Source organism: Actinoplanes sp. CA-051413, assembly GCF_050955795.1.
GTDB lineage: Bacteria > Actinomycetota > Actinomycetes > Mycobacteriales > Micromonosporaceae > Actinoplanes.
The window spans coordinates 7,566,695-7,581,376 of sequence record NZ_CP192100.1; the positions used below are offsets into that span (position 1 = coordinate 7,566,695).

18 protein-coding genes are annotated in these 14,682 nt (G+C 71.3%); 9 read left to right on the top strand and 9 right to left on the bottom strand.

From position 1 onward, the window contains the following. Positions 1-2 precede the first annotated feature (2 nt). From ACQP2Y_RS35605 to ACQP2Y_RS35615, 3 genes are all read right to left on the bottom strand, one after another. Positions 3-1,016 (bottom strand): molecular chaperone DnaJ, encoded by a 1,014-nt coding sequence (locus ACQP2Y_RS35605; RefSeq protein ID WP_433720445.1) that lies wholly within the window; start codon positions 1,014-1,016, stop codon positions 3-5. Beyond that, positions 1,013-1,765, bottom strand: coding sequence for an NUDIX hydrolase (locus tag ACQP2Y_RS35610; RefSeq protein WP_433720447.1), 753 nt, complete (start codon positions 1,763-1,765; stop codon positions 1,013-1,015). The genes ACQP2Y_RS35605 and ACQP2Y_RS35610 overlap by 4 nt, the downstream gene beginning before the upstream one ends. A gap of 273 nt (positions 1,766-2,038) precedes the next feature. Next, entirely contained in the window at positions 2,039-2,329 is a 291-nt protein-coding gene (locus tag ACQP2Y_RS35615) for a DUF1540 domain-containing protein (RefSeq protein ID WP_360553132.1), read from the bottom strand. A 215-nt stretch (positions 2,330-2,544) separates the two neighbouring features. Between ACQP2Y_RS35615 and ACQP2Y_RS35620 the strand changes: the two genes are divergently transcribed. Both ACQP2Y_RS35620 and ACQP2Y_RS35625 read left to right on the top strand, forming a co-directional pair. Then, positions 2,545-3,666, top strand: a complete 1,122-nt coding sequence (locus ACQP2Y_RS35620; protein ID WP_433720449.1) for a glycoside hydrolase family 26 protein — start codon at positions 2,545-2,547, stop codon at positions 3,664-3,666. Between the two features lie 172 nt (positions 3,667-3,838). After that, positions 3,839-5,950, top strand: coding sequence for an IPT/TIG domain-containing protein (locus ACQP2Y_RS35625; RefSeq protein WP_433720451.1), 2,112 nt, complete (start codon positions 3,839-3,841; stop codon positions 5,948-5,950). 161 nt (positions 5,951-6,111) lie between these two features. Here the strand turns inward: ACQP2Y_RS35625 and ACQP2Y_RS35630 are convergent, their stop codons facing one another. The 4 genes from ACQP2Y_RS35630 to ACQP2Y_RS35645 form a co-directional block, all read right to left on the bottom strand. Then, entirely contained in the window at positions 6,112-6,828 is a 717-nt protein-coding gene (locus ACQP2Y_RS35630) for a hypothetical protein (protein WP_433720453.1), read from the bottom strand. Between the two features lie 116 nt (positions 6,829-6,944). Beyond that, positions 6,945-7,670: a hypothetical protein gene (locus ACQP2Y_RS35635; RefSeq protein WP_433720455.1), complete on the bottom strand. Its 726-nt coding sequence runs from the start codon at positions 7,668-7,670 to the stop codon at positions 6,945-6,947. 94 nt (positions 7,671-7,764) lie between these two features. Beyond that, the gene (locus ACQP2Y_RS35640; protein WP_433720456.1) at positions 7,765-8,217 is read right to left on the bottom strand and encodes an aminotransferase class I/II-fold pyridoxal phosphate-dependent enzyme; all 453 of its coding nucleotides are present in this window, start codon (positions 8,215-8,217) and stop codon (positions 7,765-7,767) included. Further along, entirely contained in the window at positions 8,214-8,639 is a 426-nt protein-coding gene (locus ACQP2Y_RS35645; RefSeq protein ID WP_433720457.1) for an aminotransferase class I/II-fold pyridoxal phosphate-dependent enzyme, read from the bottom strand. Before ACQP2Y_RS35645 ends, ACQP2Y_RS35640 begins: the two co-directional genes overlap by 4 nt. A gap of 58 nt (positions 8,640-8,697) precedes the next feature. Here ACQP2Y_RS35645 and ACQP2Y_RS35650 point away from each other — a divergent pair, with 58 nt between their 5' ends. Continuing rightward, positions 8,698-9,531 (top strand): patatin-like phospholipase family protein, encoded by an 834-nt coding sequence (locus tag ACQP2Y_RS35650; protein WP_433720459.1) that lies wholly within the window; start codon positions 8,698-8,700, stop codon positions 9,529-9,531. Here ACQP2Y_RS35650 and ACQP2Y_RS35655 read toward each other — a convergent pair. After that, complete coding sequence (locus tag ACQP2Y_RS35655; protein ID WP_433720460.1) at positions 9,528-10,160, bottom strand: hypothetical protein; 633 nt, start codon at positions 10,158-10,160, stop codon at positions 9,528-9,530. The genes ACQP2Y_RS35650 and ACQP2Y_RS35655 overlap by 4 nt on opposite strands. Positions 10,161-10,274: 114 nt before the next feature. On the opposite strand from ACQP2Y_RS35655, the gene ACQP2Y_RS35660 reads away from it, so the two are divergent. Genes ACQP2Y_RS35660 through ACQP2Y_RS35680 form a run of 5 tightly spaced genes read left to right on the top strand, consistent with a single transcriptional unit; the run spans position 10,275 to position 13,190 of the window. After that, positions 10,275-10,781: a SigE family RNA polymerase sigma factor gene (locus ACQP2Y_RS35660; protein ID WP_433720461.1), complete on the top strand. Its 507-nt coding sequence runs from the start codon at positions 10,275-10,277 to the stop codon at positions 10,779-10,781. Further along, positions 10,778-11,548 (top strand): hypothetical protein, encoded by a 771-nt coding sequence (locus tag ACQP2Y_RS35665; protein WP_433720462.1) that lies wholly within the window; start codon positions 10,778-10,780, stop codon positions 11,546-11,548. Before ACQP2Y_RS35660 ends, ACQP2Y_RS35665 begins: the two co-directional genes overlap by 4 nt. A gap of 39 nt (positions 11,549-11,587) precedes the next feature. Beyond that, positions 11,588-12,187 carry a sulfite oxidase-like oxidoreductase gene (locus tag ACQP2Y_RS35670; protein ID WP_360832472.1) on the top strand — a complete coding sequence of 200 codons (600 nt, stop codon included), beginning with the start codon at positions 11,588-11,590 and terminating at the stop codon, positions 12,185-12,187. Next, complete coding sequence (locus ACQP2Y_RS35675) at positions 12,157-12,906, top strand: ferredoxin reductase (RefSeq protein ID WP_433720464.1); 750 nt, start codon at positions 12,157-12,159, stop codon at positions 12,904-12,906. The genes ACQP2Y_RS35670 and ACQP2Y_RS35675 overlap by 31 nt, the downstream gene beginning before the upstream one ends. Further along, positions 12,903-13,190: a DUF6510 family protein gene (locus tag ACQP2Y_RS35680; RefSeq protein WP_433720466.1), complete on the top strand. Its 288-nt coding sequence runs from the start codon at positions 12,903-12,905 to the stop codon at positions 13,188-13,190. Before ACQP2Y_RS35675 ends, ACQP2Y_RS35680 begins: the two co-directional genes overlap by 4 nt. A gap of 9 nt (positions 13,191-13,199) precedes the next feature. On the opposite strand, the gene ACQP2Y_RS35685 is transcribed toward ACQP2Y_RS35680, so the two are convergent. Further along, positions 13,200-13,598, bottom strand: a complete 399-nt coding sequence (locus ACQP2Y_RS35685) for a hypothetical protein (protein WP_433720467.1) — start codon at positions 13,596-13,598, stop codon at positions 13,200-13,202. 239 nt (positions 13,599-13,837) lie between these two features. Between ACQP2Y_RS35685 and ACQP2Y_RS35690 the strand changes: the two genes are divergently transcribed. Then, positions 13,838-14,641: an SGNH/GDSL hydrolase family protein gene (locus tag ACQP2Y_RS35690; protein ID WP_433720469.1), complete on the top strand. Its 804-nt coding sequence runs from the start codon at positions 13,838-13,840 to the stop codon at positions 14,639-14,641. Positions 14,642-14,682: the final 41 nt, after the last annotated feature.

Genomic DNA, 14,682 nt, shown 5'->3' on the forward strand with positions numbered 1-14,682 from the left:
AGTCAGGCCGGCATCGCGAAGGGGCGAAAACGGCGGGGGCCGTACAGGTCGTCGAGGAGCTCGTCGAACTCCCGGAGCAGGCGCCAGGCGTCCTGGGGGCGCATGCGGGGCTTGTCGTAGCGGCAGCCGCGGGCGAAGCGCCGCAGCGCGACCGGCGGGTCGTGGATGAGCCGCAGCATCAGGCCGGTCGCCATGAAGATGTCGGTGGCGGCGGTGGCCGGCTGCTTGCCGGTCACCTCGGGTGGATAGGCGGCGCGGTGCTTCGCCACCAGCGCCGGGACCGTCGTGCCGGCCGGCACCGAGTAGCACCAGTCGACCAGGACCAGGCCGTGCTCGGCCGGGTGGATGAGCACGTGCTCCGGCAGGACTGCGCCGTGCACCAGGCCGGCGCGGTGGGCCCAGCCGAGGCCGGTGAGCAGCCGCCGCCACATCCAGGCGACGTCGCGCGGGTCGAGGCCGGCCGGGTAGGCGGCGTGCACCTCGGACAGCGGGACGAAGCCGCGCTGCCGGGCGATGACGTTGGCGGTGCGGCGGACGCGCGCCGCGTCCTCGTGGGTGAAGCTCTCCAGCAGCCGCGGCGCGTAGGCGCGGAACTTCGGATCGCCGTCGGCCGCCAGCGTGGTCAGCGCGGCCGCCTCGGCCCGCATCAGGTCGTTGTCACCCGGCCGGTGCGGCAGCTTGAGCAGCGCGGCGTCACCGTCGACCGCGTGCAGCCGCGTGATGTCCCCGGTCGCGACCACCCCGCCGACGCGATAAGTGGCGCGCTTCGTGGTCAGCGGCCGGTCGTCGCGCTCGCTCCACAAGGTGGTCAGCCGGGCGAGGGCCGCCGTCGCGGCCGGGCTGCGACCCGCGGGTGCGACATCGGGATGCACAACCTTGACCAGGATCCGGTACGCGTGCCCGGCATCCCCGACCGCAACACCGTGGCCGGAGCCAGCCGGCCGGGCACAGGCTGCCACGAGATCGGCGAACGTGCCCGCCCGGCCGATGGCCGCCACCGCCTCGTCGAACGTCACCGCACACCGTCCTCACGGGTCGGCCGCAGCAGCGCCGGGTGCAGCAGGTGCGCGTCGCCGGCCCGGTACAGGCGCGGCTTGGGACCACCACGCTCCCCGGCCCGGCTGGCCGTCTCGCCGGTGCTCTCCACAAATCCGGGCACCGACAGCACCTTGCGATGGAAGTTGCCGGCGTGCAGCTCCTCGCCCCAGACCGCCGCGTAGACCGCGCGCAGCTCGGCGATGGTGAACTCGTCGCCGACGAAGGCGGTGGCCAGCGGGGTGTACTCCAGCTTGGCGCGGGCCCGGTCCAGCCCGTCGGCGAGGATCGCCGCGTGGTCGAAGGCCAGCTCCCCGGCCTCGTCGACCGGCACCCAGAACGCGCCCGAGGCGTCGCCGCCCGCCCGCGGATCGGGCAGGCTCGGCGCGAACGCCAGGTAGGCCACCGAGACGACCCGCATCCGGGGGTCGCGGCCGGGGTCGCCGTAGCTACGCAGCTGCTCGAGATGCACCCGGTCGAGCACACCCTCGCCGGGGCGCAACCCGGTCTCCTCGGCGAGCTCGCGGAGCGCGGCCGCATCGAGCGTCTCCTCCTGCACGAAGCCACCGGGCAGCGCCCGCCAACCGGCGAACGGATGCCCGCCCCGCTCGACGAGCAGCACATGCAGCCGCCCGTCCCGGATGGTCAGCGCGACGACATCAACCGTGACCGCGACCGGCGCGAAAGCCCCGGGGTCATAGCTGTCGAGAAAGTCCCGCTCGTCGCTCATCGTCATCCTCGTTATGCTCGTCGTTCTCAGCTTGAGTAAAACTCGATCTGAGAAGAACCTAGCGCAGTCTCGCGCCCAGGGTCAACCACTCACGCAGAATGAAGGGTGTGCGGATCCGTTCAGGCGCCGCCGAGGCGCCTGGATCCGTGCGCCCGGCCTCGGCGGGAGCGACGGTCAGCACCATGCACGGACCTACGACCGGAATTGCTTTTGACCGCAAAAGGCCGTCACCGACGAAACGGTGACGGCCTTAGGTGAGGCTCAGCTCTACAATTACCGCGCTTCGAATGTCAGGCAGTCGGCGCGGTCCACGCCGGCGCCCACCATGATCGACGGCGCGTGGCACTCGAGCTCGGTGTTGTGCACGCACTCGCTCCGCTTACAGGCGCCGACCTGGGCTTCCGCCTGGCCCATGCCGCCCTTGTCGGCGGTGTCGATGAACGTGTCGCACTCCGAGCTGGCCCGGCCGATGGTGATCGCGAAGGCCGTGCAGCCGTCGTGGTTGTATCCGCATCCGCTGACCGTGCAGGTCTGCACGCGCGGCATGGCCATCATCTGAGTCATGTGAGGCCTCCCTTTCTCCCTGCCGACCATAAACCATCGGACGCCATTCCGCCGGTCGGCGACAAAGGTATTCGCGGGGATTCAACAAATAAGGACGACCATTCTTTAGGTAAGGCAATCCTCGCTCACCGCGGGTTGGGCGACTGGGCCCCGGCCGCCCACCGGGCCTGTCAGAATAGGGCAAAACGCCCCGACCGTCCCGGAGGTCCGCGCCGATGGCCGACGAACGACCGCCCCGCAAGCGGCTGTGGCTGGGGGCCGGGGCGGCTGTGATGGCGCTGGCGGCCACCGCCGTGGGCCTGGCGTCGGATCCCAAAGATCCGGTCCCCTCAGCGTCGGCGGCCCCGTCGGTCTCCGCAGCGTCCGGCCCGTCCGCTTCCGCGACCGCCGGCACCCGGTCGGCCCGGGCGCTGATCGCCCTGCCCCGCGCGGACGGCACCTGGCCGGGCGTCAACGGGATGTCCGGCGTCAACGGCGACCCGCTGTTCGACACGGCGCACGTCAACGCGTTCTGCACCGCGCGGGGCCGGGCGTGCCGGGTCGCGCAGACCTACACGGACCGGACCTCGTGGGCGGCGATGACCGCGGGCTCGGGCTGGACGTTCGACCTGTTCTCCGACTTCGACGGCATGCTGGTGGTGTCCCAGGGCCTGGTGCCGATCGGCGCCGGCGCCGACCTGGCGGCCTGCGCGGCCGGCGACCACGACCAGGACTGGAAGAACTTCGGCTCGCTGATGACCCGGTACGGCCGCGGCGACTCCGTGGTGCGCCTCGGCTGGGAGTTCAACGAGAAGACGTCCCCGTGGCGCGCCGACGACCCGAAGACCTGGATCGCCTGTTACCGCCGGGCCGCGACGAACATCCGCGCGACGAACCCGGACGTGCTGCTGGACTGGACGATCAACGCGCACGGCACCCCGGCGGGGACGTGCGGCGGGCTGAGCACCAACTGCTACCCGGGCGACGAGTACGTGGACATCATCGGCATCGACAACTACGACCACTACCCGTGGTCGCCCTCCAAGGCGGTGTTCGACCAGGCCGCGACGGATCCGGAGGGCCTGACCTGGCTGTACGACTTCGCCCGCCAGCACGGCAAGCCGTTCTCGGTGGGCGAGTGGGGCGTGGTGCCGACCGGTGACGCCGGTAAGGAGAACCCGTCGTTCGTGACCTGGATGCACGAGTGGTTCGCGGCGCACGCGTCGAACCTGGCGTACGAGGCGTACTTCTCGGACTGCGGGGACGGCGGTGTGCAGTCGAGCCTGTTCCGCACTGATGCGGCCTGCGTGAAGAACCCGAAGTCAGCGGCGGTCTACCGATCGCTGTTCCGAAGCTAGACAGGACTCCGCGCTGGTCAGTACGGAGAATTCACTTGTCTTCATCACTCTAAGCAATCAGATAATCACATTTCGTTACGCTTCCGGCGAGACGGCCCGGCCGATGGTTGATCGAGCGCGCGGGCCCACCCATCCAGCGACGCGGTCCCTTGTGACCGTAGGAGGACCTCGCATGAGCAAGTCCATGTCCACCACTCGATCCCGGTTGGCACGCGCCGGGTTCGCGACAGGAGCGGTCGCCGCCGTCCTGCTCGGCACGACCACACCGGCGTTCGCCGCTGGGGCGGTCACCATCGACGACGCCACCGGAGTGACCGGCCTCGTCGAAACGATCACCGCTTCATCGAGCACCCAGTTCGGCACCTCCGGGACGATCGCGGCCAACTTCTCCACCGCCTCCGTCTGCCCCACGGCGTCCACGGCGAACGCCACCAACATCGCGGCGACCAACGTCGTCCGTGTCACCAGCAGCAGCGTCACGATGTCGACACCGGCCACACTCGTGCCGGCCGTCTACAAGGTCTGCGTGTACTCGGGCGGCACTCTGGTCAACAACCCGACCACCACCCCGATCTACACGGTGTCGGCCGCCACTCCGGCGCTGAACCTCACGACCGGTCCGGCCGGCGGCGGCAACCAGATCACCGCCACGTCCGCCAATCCCTTCCTGACCGTCGCCGGCACCACGCCCGGCGTGGTGTTCTCCGTCCCCACGTGTCCGGCGGTCTCCGTGACAGCCGATGCCACGCACGTCTCGGCGTCCGCCGTGACGGTAAGCAACGACAAGACCACGGCGACGATCACCGTGCCGTCCGGCGTCGTGGCCCCGAACACGTACAACGTGTGCATCTACAAGGCCACTACCGTCGGCAGCGACCTGATCGGTAACAGCAGCAACGACTACGTCGCCGGAGCGCCGGAGGTCACCCTCAGCGCGGTCACCGGCCCGAACGGTGGCGGCAACACGCTGACCACCACGGCGGCCGCCTTCGCCGATCTTGGCGCGACCGTGCCCGCGGTGAACTTCTCCACCACCGCCTGCAGCACCACGTACGAGAACACGGGTCCGGCCGCTGCGCTGGCCGCACCGGCAACCCGGGCCAGCAACACCGTCAGCTTCGTGGTGCCGGCCGGTGTGCTCGCCCCGGACCAGTACAACGTCTGCATCTACGCCGGCAACACCGACGGGACCAGCCCGCTGGTGGCCCAGAGCAGCGCCAAGTACTCGATCCCGCTGGCCGCCGTAACCACCAGCCCGGACGTTGGCGCCTCGGCCACCAACAAGACCATCACGATCACGTCGAGCAGCCCCATCCTGAGCGGCGTCACCGCGCCGGGCGTCACCTTCTCGGTCACGGCCTGCCTGCCGACCTACACGGTCGACGGCACCCACTTCGCCGCTGACGGGACGCCGAAGCGGATCACCGACAACATCGCCTCGATGATCGTCCCGACAACGGTGGTCGTGGCCGGCGGTGTCCCCACCGCCTACAACGTGTGCCTCTACAACGGCACCGCGCCCGACAGCACGCTGGTCTCCAACGCCGGTACCTACACCGTCGCGGGGGCCGTCACCCTGGCCAACTCCCCGCTCACGGTCGCCACGAGCGGCCCGGCGCAGGGTGGCACCCTGGTCACCGTCTCCGGAACGGGCTTCCCGACCGGCGCCGGCGCCATCACCGCCAGCCTCGGCGGCAGCGAGCTGAAGAACATCAAGCGCCTCAACGGCACCACCTTCACCGGGGTCACCACCGCGCACGCCCCGGGCGTCGTCGGCCTCAGCGTCACCACGGCCGCCGGTACGCTCACCAAGGCGAACGTCTTCACGTACTCCTACGGCATCACGGTCCTGCCGAACACCGCACCGAGCGACACCACCGTTGATCTCTACATCACCGGCGCCGGCTTCTCGGAGCTGACCTTCGCCGACACCGCCGGCGGCGACCTGTCGGACAACGACGAGGCGCATGTCTACCTGGTCGACGGCGCGTACAGCGCGGCGGACAACAGCGTCCCGGGCACCAAGAACAACCCGCCGGTCGCCGAGTGCGAGGACGCGTTCGCGCTCAGCGACACGGCCCTGCTCTGCTCGTTGAACCTCGAGGAGAAGCTGAACGCGGCGGGCGCGGCCCAGCCGAACACGCCGGTGTCCAACGGCACCTACACCGTCGCCGTGGTGAACACGGGTCTGCCGGCCTCGGAGGCTGCGGCCAACAACCCGGTGCAGACGGTCAGCGCGTCCATCCTGACGAGCGGTTCCACCTTCACGGTCGCCCAGTACTGATCGGCGCCACCTGATTCATCTGACCCAACGGTGCACCACGCGGTGATGGCCCGGAGCGTTCCGCTCCGGGCCATCGCTCATGTCCGGCCCGGGCGTACGGTCACCAGGGAAACGGCCGGTCGCCCCGCTGGGCGACCGGCCGGTCCACATCGGGGAGCGAGTCAGCCCAACGTGGTCCACTGCGCGTCGATCGCGGCGACACTCAACGTCGGGGACGGCCGCCCGCCGATCTTGACGGCCACGCTGTACACGCTCTTCCCCGCGCTGGTGCGCCAGCAGATCAGCAGGGTCGGATGCTCGGTGGCCGCCACATCCGCACTCAGCCGGATGGTGTCGCTGCACCGGGCGGTGCCCACCTTGTCCCCCCGGCCGGCGACCCAGCCCAGCTCCTTGTAGCCGGTGAGGTCCTGACGTGCCGACACGACCTTGATCGTCCCGCCGTCCTGCGCCGACGTGGTCACGGCGACGTCGTCGGCGGCAACGGTGGCCGGCGACGGCAGTGGCCGTAGCACTCCGGGCCCTTTTCTCGCCGCGGTGGATCTGACCGCCGCGACCCGCTCCTCCACCGTCTTCGGGCGTTGCGACGCGCCGGACGTGGGTGACGGCTTCAGCGCGGATGCCGGCGTCGCGGTCACGGCCGGTCCGGTTAACCCGGAGGTCGCCGTCCCGGGTTCCGGCGCGGCGTTCTGCGCGGTGGGAGCGGTGCCGCGGTCGGCGTGCACCTGGTAGGCGACGAACCCGCCCACACCGAGCACGGTCAGCAGACCGGCCGTGCCGACCACCGCGCGCCGGCGGGAGCGGCGGACGCGTCCCGAGGTGCGGACGCCGTCCGGCGATGCTGCCCCATCGGGGCGGTCGTTGTCGTCACCATCGCGCATAGCTTCAGTCCTCCGCGGTCCGGGCGTAGGGCCGGTCCGCATCGGTCGCGGCTGCGGGCCCCGATCTCCGCCATGCTGCCACGCTGACGAGACAAGTTATCCCAAAACGGGTTGGGTCAGCCCAGGGCTTGCCACTCCCTGTCGATGGCCGCCACGCTTTCCTGCTCGGACGGGTCCCCGTCGAGGTCGACAGCAACCGTGTAGACGCTTTTCTGCGCACTGGTACGCCAGCACAACAACAGGTTCTGCTTCGCCTGCGCCTCGGCGTCCGCACTCACCTTGATCTTCTGGCTGCAGAAGGCACTGCCGACGGGCTTGCCCTTGTCGGCCACCAGGGCGAGCTCGCGCTGGCCGGTCAGATCGGTGCGCGCGGACACGATCCGCAGGGTCGCGCGGTCCTTGCTCAGCGACCCGGTGTTCACCACCTTGGCCGCGGCCGCGGCGGCGGCTTTGCCCTGCGGCTTCACCGGCCTCATCAACGGCACGCCGTCCTTCGCGGCAGCCGCCCGGGCATCGGCGATCTCCTTGGCGACCGACTTCCCATCGGCGGAGGCAGTGGGGGACGCGGATGCCGTTGGTGACGCTGAGGTCGGAGGCGAGACGGTCGTTCCCGGCGAGACAGCCGGAGCGGAGGACGCAGTAGACGGCGTCAGCCGCACCAGCGCCGCCGCGTCCCGGGTCGTCGCCTTGCCGTCGTCCACCACCTGGGCGGTCACCAGAGCCGCCCCGACCCCGAGGACCGCCAGTCCGGTCACGGCGATGAGGACCTGCTTGCGGCGCCGGTTGCGCTGCGCGGTCACCTCGTCGCGGCCGTAGTCCTGGTCGTCCCATTCGTTACGCATGCTGTTGTCCTCCGCAGGTCTCGACTGGGTCGGCCCACGGTCTCGCGGGCCAGGCCCCGAGCCCTCATCGTCCCATCCGAACGGACATACCGGTCTAAAACCAGCAACTTCGCAGAGCTTCCAGGGCGCCCGCGAACGCGTGGTCGGCCGGACGGGCGTACCCGATCACCAGGCCGCCCGCCGGCCCGCCCGGCGCGCGGAAGTGGTCCAGCCCGTGCAGGGCCAGGCCCCGCTCCGCCGCCCGGGCGATCACGGCCGCCTCGTCGGGCACCGGGACGAGGGCGTGCAGCCCGGCCGCGATACCGGTGACCGAGGCGCGCCCGGCCAGCGCCGCCACCAGCAGGTCGCGCCGCTTGCGGTAGCGGAGCCGGGACCGCCGGATGTGCCGGTCGTACCCGCCGCCGGCCATGAACCTGGCCAGCGTCAGCTGCTCCAGCACCCCGGCTCCCCCGCCGCTGAGCCGCTTGGCCGCGATCACCGCGTCCAGCAACGCCGGCGGCACCGCGATCCAGCCCAGCCGCAGCCCCGGCGCGAGCGTCTTGCTCACCGTTCCGACATAGGCCACCAGGTCCGGCGCGAGGCGTCGGCGCCGTCCGCGTCGACCGGCAACAGCGTCCCGCTCTGCCCCAGCACTTCCCGATGCAGCCGCAGGCCGTGCGACTCCATCGCGACGGACCCGGGCGCGAGCGCGGTCGCGAGCAGATACAACGCCTGGGTCGTGCCCGAGCAGATCACGAGGTGCTCCGGCGAGGTGCGCACGCCGCGCACCCGGGCCAGGTACGACGCCAGCTCGGCCCGCAGCCCGGGCAGCCCGCGCGGATCCGGGTAGCCGAGGGCCTCGGACGGCGCCGCCGACAACGCCGCCCGGGACGCCCGCTGCCACGCCGCCCGCGGGAACGCCGACACGTCGCCGGGGTGGCCGCGCACCTCGAGCAGCAGGTTGACCGAGCCGGCCCACGAAGCAGACATCGGCATGGATCGTAGGCGGGCGGTGGCACAAACCCGGCGTCGGTAGTAGAGAGGGCGCATGGAGAAACGCGCATTGGTGCTCGGCGGTGGTGGCGTCACCGGCGTCGCTTGGGAGATCGGCCTGCTGCACGGGCTGGCCGAGCAGGGCGTCGACCTCAGCTCGGCCGACCTGTTCGTCGGCACGTCCGCCGGCTCGGTCGTGGCAGCCCAGCTCACCAGCGGCACCGGCATCGACGCTCTGTACGAGCACGAGCTGGCCGACACCACCGGCGACACCGACGCGGTCATCGGGGCCCGGGTGCTGCTCGGCTTCGTGCTCGCCGCGCTCTGGCCCGGCGACCGGGCCCGCGGCCGGGCGCGGCTGGGCCGGGCCGCCCTCAAGGCGCGCACGGTGCCCGAGTCGGCCCGGCGCACGGCCATCGCCGCACGGGTCAAGCGGGACGACTGGCCGGCCGCCCGGCTGCTCATCCCCGCGGTCGAGGCGCGGACCGGCGTGGTCAAGGTCTTCGACAGCGAGAGCGGTGCGTCACTGATCGACGCGGTCGCCGCCAGTTGTGCCGTGCCGCTGGTGTGGCCGCCGATGACCGTCGGCGACCGTCGTTACGTCGACGGCGGCGTGCGGTCGGTCGCCAACGTCGACCTCGCCCGCGGCTACGAGCGGGTGGTGGTCATCGCCCCGGTCACCGCGGCCGCCCGGCGCGCGGACCGGCCCGCCGCACAAGCCGCCGCTCTGGGACCGGGTGTGCGTACCGCGGTCGTCAGCCCGACCGACGCGGCGCTGACGGCGATCGGCCGCAACCCGCTCGACCCCTCGCGGCGCGCGCCCGCGGCGCGGGCCGGGCGCGCGCAGGCCGCCGAGGTGATCGAGCGGGTCCGGGCCGCCTGGGATTAACCCACTCCGACGCTGTTGTGGCCGGCGGGCAGGGCGCGGCCCTTGCTGTCATACGCCTTCAGGTCGCTGACCATGCCCGCGGCCGGGTCGAACCAGAAGAACTTGACCGCGTTGTCTTCGCTCCACGCGGCCTGCCGGGCGGTGACGGTACGGCCACCGATCCGCGCGGTGATCTTCGTGGCGGCCCCCGCGTAGTAGCCGAACGACGGTGACGGCCGGCCGTCGACCTCCATGCCGCCCTGCACGGCGTGGAAGCCGGGCGCCCGGTCCGATCCCTCGGTCTCGTTGGCGACGACGACACCGGTGACCTTGCCGTCACCACGCCGCAGCCCGGCCATCACGCCGAACCGCGTACCGGGCAGCACCTTCTCCTCGATGGCCACCGCGTAGAGCACCCAGGCGCCGTCCTTCGCGCGGTATCCGGCGTCGACCGCGTCACCGAGCTTCCGCTCGGCGGGCTGGGCCGCGGGCTCCGGAGCAGCCGCCGGGGCCGAGGCCGACGCGGCGGTGACCGGCCTCGGCGTGGGCTTGCGCTGCGAGGCACCGGCGGCCACGGCTCCGGTCACCACCAGGGCGGCGGCGGTGCCGGTCACGGCAACGGCGAGGATCGATCGGCGGGACAGTCCCATTGCGCGACTCCATCAGGATGTGCGGATGGTGCATGACGCAGACCGAGACGGCCCGCCGCGGAAAAAGGTTGCTGCAACCTTTCCGGGCCCTGACCCGTCTTGGCCGTCGTGGGAGTGAGAGGCGACGATGAGTTCGTCGAGTTCGCGCAGGCGAACTCGGCCCGGCTGCAACGCGCCGCGTACCTGTTGACCGGTGACCGGCATCAGGCCGAGGACGCGGCCCAGGCCGCCCTGGTCCGGGTGTACGCGGCCTGGGGCCGGGTGCGCCGCAAGGACCCGTACGCGTACGCCCGCACGGTCCTGGCCAACCTCGTCACGGACCAGTGGCGCCGCCCGATCCGCGAGTACGCGACCGAGGAGCTCCCCGAACGACCCCTGCCCCGCGACATGGCCGACGACGTGACTCGGCGCCGCTGGCTGATCGGCGCGCTGCAGACGCTGTCGCCCCGCGAGCGCACCGTGGTCGTGCTGCGGCACTTCTTCGACGCCACCGAGGTCGACGTGGCCCGCGAGCTCAACCTGTCCCTCGGCACGGTCAAAAGCCTCAACTCGCGGGCGCTGGCCAAGCTGCGGGTCTCCATCCCGGCACCCCGGCGCGCGGAAAGCGGAGTACGCCCATGAACAACCTCGACGAGCTGAGAGACGCCATGCACTCGACGCCGGACTTCGAACCCAAGTCACTCGACCTGGCCGCCGTGATGTCCGCCGGTGGCCGGTTGCGCCGCCGGCGCCGGGCCACGGTGGGCGCCGCCTCCGGGGTGGCGGTGCTGGTCCTGCTCGTGGGCGGTTTCCAGCTGGTCCGCCCGGAGTCGTCGCAGCCGGGGGTCGCTGCGGCCGGTCAGCCGTCGAGTGCCGCGCCGGCGAAGACCGCTGAGCCGTCGGCCACCGCGGTCCAGGAGGATCCGGACGAGCCGATCACCGGGGACGCGTTCGGTGACGTCGTCGAGACCGGGATGAAGGTCGACGGGCTGGACCGGCTGCTGTGGATGCAACGGGTCGACGAGCCCGTCCTGCCGGACACCACCATGGGGATCGCCACCGGCTGGCGCACCACCGCGGGTCAGCTCGTCGTCGACGTCGTCAACAACGAGGTGGAGGGCTCGGACCGGGCACCGGGCTTCCACGCCCTGGAGATGGCGATGGTCGTCAACGACAAGCCGAGCCCCGCCTTCGGCTACTACGTCGGTGCTGCGGCGAAGATCACCGTGACCGCGGACGGCCGGACAGTCCGGGCAGAACAGGCCACCTGGAGCGAGGACCGGTCGATCGTGCTGTTCTGGTTCCCCCTGAACAAGGTCAAACCGACCAGCAAGGTCGGTAAGGCGACCGCCTACGACGACAACGGCCGCAAGCTGCCGACCGGCAACGCCACCTTCGGCGTGGGGTAAGCCTGTCCCCGTTCATGATCATCGGGTTTACTGCTGTACATGAGCATCATCTCCCCCGGGTTCGGCGGGCGGCGCCGCTCCTCGCAGCCCGACCTGCCGCCCGGGCAGTACCTCACTCATGACTTCCCGGTGCTCTCGGCCGGCCCGACGCCACGGATCCCGCTCGACCGCTGGCAGTTCACGGTCACCGACGAGACCGGCGCCAAGCACAGCTGGTCCTGGGCGGAGTTCCAGGCCCTGCCGGCGGAGGACGTCACGGTCGACATCCACTGCGTCACCAAGTGGTCCAAGCTCGGCACGACCTGGCGGGGCGTCTCGATCGACACCTTGTTCGAGAACGTCGAGACCACCGCCGACTACACGATGGTGCACGGCTACGGCGGCTACACGACCAACGTGCCGCTGGAAGATCTGCTCGACGGCAAGGCCTGGGTGGCGTACCAGTTCGACGGCGAGCCGCTCGCGCCCGAGCACGGCGGCCCGGCCCGGCTGGTGGTCCCGCACCTGTACTTCTGGAAATCGGCCAAGTGGGTCAACGGCATCGAGATGCTCCAGCAGGACGAGCCGGGCTTCTGGGAAGAGGCCGGCTACCACATGTACGGGGACCCATGGCGCGAACAGCGTTACCAAGGCGACTGACCTGGCGGGCCGCCATTCTCGAAGCGGCTCGTCAGGAGACACCGTCCGCTCGGACCCTGGTGCTGCGGGTGCCGGACTGGCCGGGGCACCTGCCCGGTCAGCACGTCGACGTGCGCCTGACCGCCCCGGACGGCTACTCGGCCCAGCGCAGCTACTCGATCGCCTCGGCCTGGCAGGACGGCGGCACGGTCGAGCTGACCGTGCAGCGCGTGGAGGACGGCGAGGTCTCGTCCTATCTGGCCGACGACCTCCAGGTGGGCCAGCCGCTGGAGCTGCGCGGCCCGGTCGGCGGCTGGTTCGTGTGGCGCAACGCTCCCCCGCCGGTGCTGCTGCTGGCGGGCGGCTCGGGTGTCGTACCGCTGATGGCGATGATCCGGGCCCGCGGCGACGTACGCGGCCGGCAACCGTTCCGGCTGATCTACTCCGTCCGCACCCCGCAGGACGCCCTGTACGCCGACGAGCTGGCCCGCCGGGTCCGCGACGACCCGGGGCTGGACGTCCGTTTCGTCTACACCCGCAAGGCCCCCGACGGCTGGCCCGATCCACCGGGCCGGCTCACCGTGGCGACGATCAACACGTACGGCTGGCCGCCGGACTTCGCGCCGGACGTGTTCGTCTGCGGCCCGACGTCGTTCGTGGAGGCGTCGGCCGACATCCTCGTCGCGCTGGGGCACGACCCGAAGAAGATCCGCACGGAACGATTCGGAGGGACGTCATGACCGAGCACGAGCTGGACGGCAACGCGATGGCCGGGGATCTGCGCGAGGTCTTCGCGGTCGATGTGACCACGGCGGTGGCCACCTGCGGCGGGTGCGGGGAGCCGAGCGTCGTCGCGCGGCTGCGGGTGTGGGGGCCGGCGCCCGGCCTGGTGGCCCGCTGCCCGTCCTGCGACGACGTGGTGCTGCGGCTGGTCCGCGGCCCGGAGCGGGCCTGGCTGGACCTGCGCGGCGCGGTCAGCCTCCAGGTCACGATGCCGCCGCTGGGCGCCGTCGCCGAGAGCTGACCCCGGCGTTCAGTCGCGGAAGGTACGGCGGAGGCGCTCGGCCAGGCCGAGGGGGCGTGGTGCGGTGGCGATCCGGTCGGCGCGCGACGGGCCGACGGTCGGCGTCGTGGGGCGGGAACGGCCGATCGGCTGGTCGTAGTCGGCCGCGGCGATCGCGTCGATGATCTGCTCGTCGGTGAAGTTCTCCGAGCCGGGGATGGACGACACGAAGCCGACCAGGACGCCGTTGCGCATCACCTGGGCCTCGAGCCCGGCCGTGCCGTCGTTGTCCCAGACCGCCTCGCGGCCATCGGGCAGGACGACCCGGATGCCGTACTGGGTGATGCCGGCGTGCGGCAGCTTCACATGGGCGAAGACGTTACGTCCGCGCAGCGTCTCGACGACCCTCCGGGCCCGTTGCTCATCCATGCGGCGACGCTAGCCCGGGTAGCTGAGCGCACGCTGAAGACCGACTGTGGCACCGGTGAAAACTTATCGCTCTGCGCACACGGCCCATGACCGCCTGACATAGATGCAGGTCACATCGACGGATGTTACTACGAGGTAACAGGAAAGTCACTGTGTTTCTTTCCTCGGGACCTTGACTTACTGTTCGGTAACCGGAGCGCTCCGGCCCCCAGTCCCCCGCGGATCCGGAGGCCACCCCGATGAGCAGACGTACCACCGTCCTCGCCTGCCTCGTCATGTCCACCCTGCTGAGCATCGTCGCCGCGACACCCGCCGCGGCCGCCACACCCCGATCCGAGTGGGACTACGTCGCGCTCGGCGACTCCTACTCCTCCGGCGTCGGCGCGTCCGGCCAAACCGGACTCTGCCTGCGCAGCCCCAATGGCTACCCCGGCCTATGGAACGCGGCGAACGACCCGAAGTCGTACCGCTCGGTCGCCTGCGGCGGCGCCACCACGCAGACCCTGCGGTCCACCCAGCTGTGGCCGCTGACCAGTAGCACCGACCTGGTGACGCTGACCATCGGCGGCAACGACGTCGGCTTCGCGTCGACCGTCATCACCTGCACCCTGTCCAGCGACAGCAAGTGCGCGGCGACCGTCGCGTCGGCGATGCAGGTCCTGCGCACGGAGATGACGGCCAAGCTCGACGGCACGTACGCCGACATCCGCCGCGAGGCCCCCAACGCCCGGGTGGTCGTCCTCGGCTACCCGATCCTGTTCGACGAGACCGCGGTCAACTGCGGGATCGGCGGCATGAGCATCGCCAAACGCAAGTCGATCAACGGCGGTGCCGCCGAACTCAACAGGCTGATCGCCGCCCGGGCCGCGGCAGCCGGCTTCACCTGGTCGGACGTGACCGACGAGTTCGCCGGCCACGGGATCTGCGCCCCCACCCCGTGGCTGAACGGCCTCACGGTGATCCCCGCGACCAACTCGTTCCACCCGAACGCCGCGGGCTACCGCAGCGGCTACCTGCCGGCGCTGAACGCGGCTTTGAACTGACCCGCAACTGACGGCCCGGCAGTCACCCTGCCGGGCCGTCA

Excerpts from the sequence above, each read along its gene's own strand:
- ACQP2Y_RS35670 (WP_360832472.1), top strand. The coding sequence starts at position 11,588 with ATGAGCATCATCTCCCCCGGGTTCGGCGGGCGGCGCCGCTCCTCGCAG.
- ACQP2Y_RS35650 (WP_433720459.1), top strand. The coding sequence starts at position 8,698 with ATGGAGAAACGCGCATTGGTGCTCGGCGGTGGTGGCGTCACCGGCGTC.
- ACQP2Y_RS35655 (WP_433720460.1), bottom strand. The coding sequence starts at position 10,160 with ATGGGACTGTCCCGCCGATCGATCCTCGCCGTTGCCGTGACCGGCACC.
- ACQP2Y_RS35635 (WP_433720455.1), bottom strand. The coding sequence starts at position 7,670 with ATGCGTAACGAATGGGACGACCAGGACTACGGCCGCGACGAGGTGACC.
- ACQP2Y_RS35620 (WP_433720449.1), top strand. The coding sequence starts at position 2,545 with ATGGCCGACGAACGACCGCCCCGCAAGCGGCTGTGGCTGGGGGCCGGG.
- ACQP2Y_RS35645 (WP_433720457.1), bottom strand. The coding sequence starts at position 8,639 with ATGTCTGCTTCGTGGGCCGGCTCGGTCAACCTGCTGCTCGAGGTGCGC.
- ACQP2Y_RS35615 (WP_360553132.1), bottom strand. The coding sequence starts at position 2,329 with ATGACTCAGATGATGGCCATGCCGCGCGTGCAGACCTGCACGGTCAGC.
- ACQP2Y_RS35665 (WP_433720462.1), top strand. The coding sequence starts at position 10,778 with ATGAACAACCTCGACGAGCTGAGAGACGCCATGCACTCGACGCCGGAC.
- ACQP2Y_RS35625 (WP_433720451.1), top strand. The coding sequence starts at position 3,839 with ATGAGCAAGTCCATGTCCACCACTCGATCCCGGTTGGCACGCGCCGGG.
- ACQP2Y_RS35675 (WP_433720464.1), top strand. The coding sequence starts at position 12,157 with ATGGCGCGAACAGCGTTACCAAGGCGACTGACCTGGCGGGCCGCCATT.
- ACQP2Y_RS35685 (WP_433720467.1), bottom strand. The coding sequence starts at position 13,598 with ATGGATGAGCAACGGGCCCGGAGGGTCGTCGAGACGCTGCGCGGACGT.
- ACQP2Y_RS35690 (WP_433720469.1), top strand. The coding sequence starts at position 13,838 with ATGAGCAGACGTACCACCGTCCTCGCCTGCCTCGTCATGTCCACCCTG.
- ACQP2Y_RS35610 (WP_433720447.1), bottom strand. The coding sequence starts at position 1,765 with ATGAGCGACGAGCGGGACTTTCTCGACAGCTATGACCCCGGGGCTTTC.
- ACQP2Y_RS35680 (WP_433720466.1), top strand. The coding sequence starts at position 12,903 with ATGACCGAGCACGAGCTGGACGGCAACGCGATGGCCGGGGATCTGCGC.
- ACQP2Y_RS35630 (WP_433720453.1), bottom strand. The coding sequence starts at position 6,828 with ATGCGCGATGGTGACGACAACGACCGCCCCGATGGGGCAGCATCGCCG.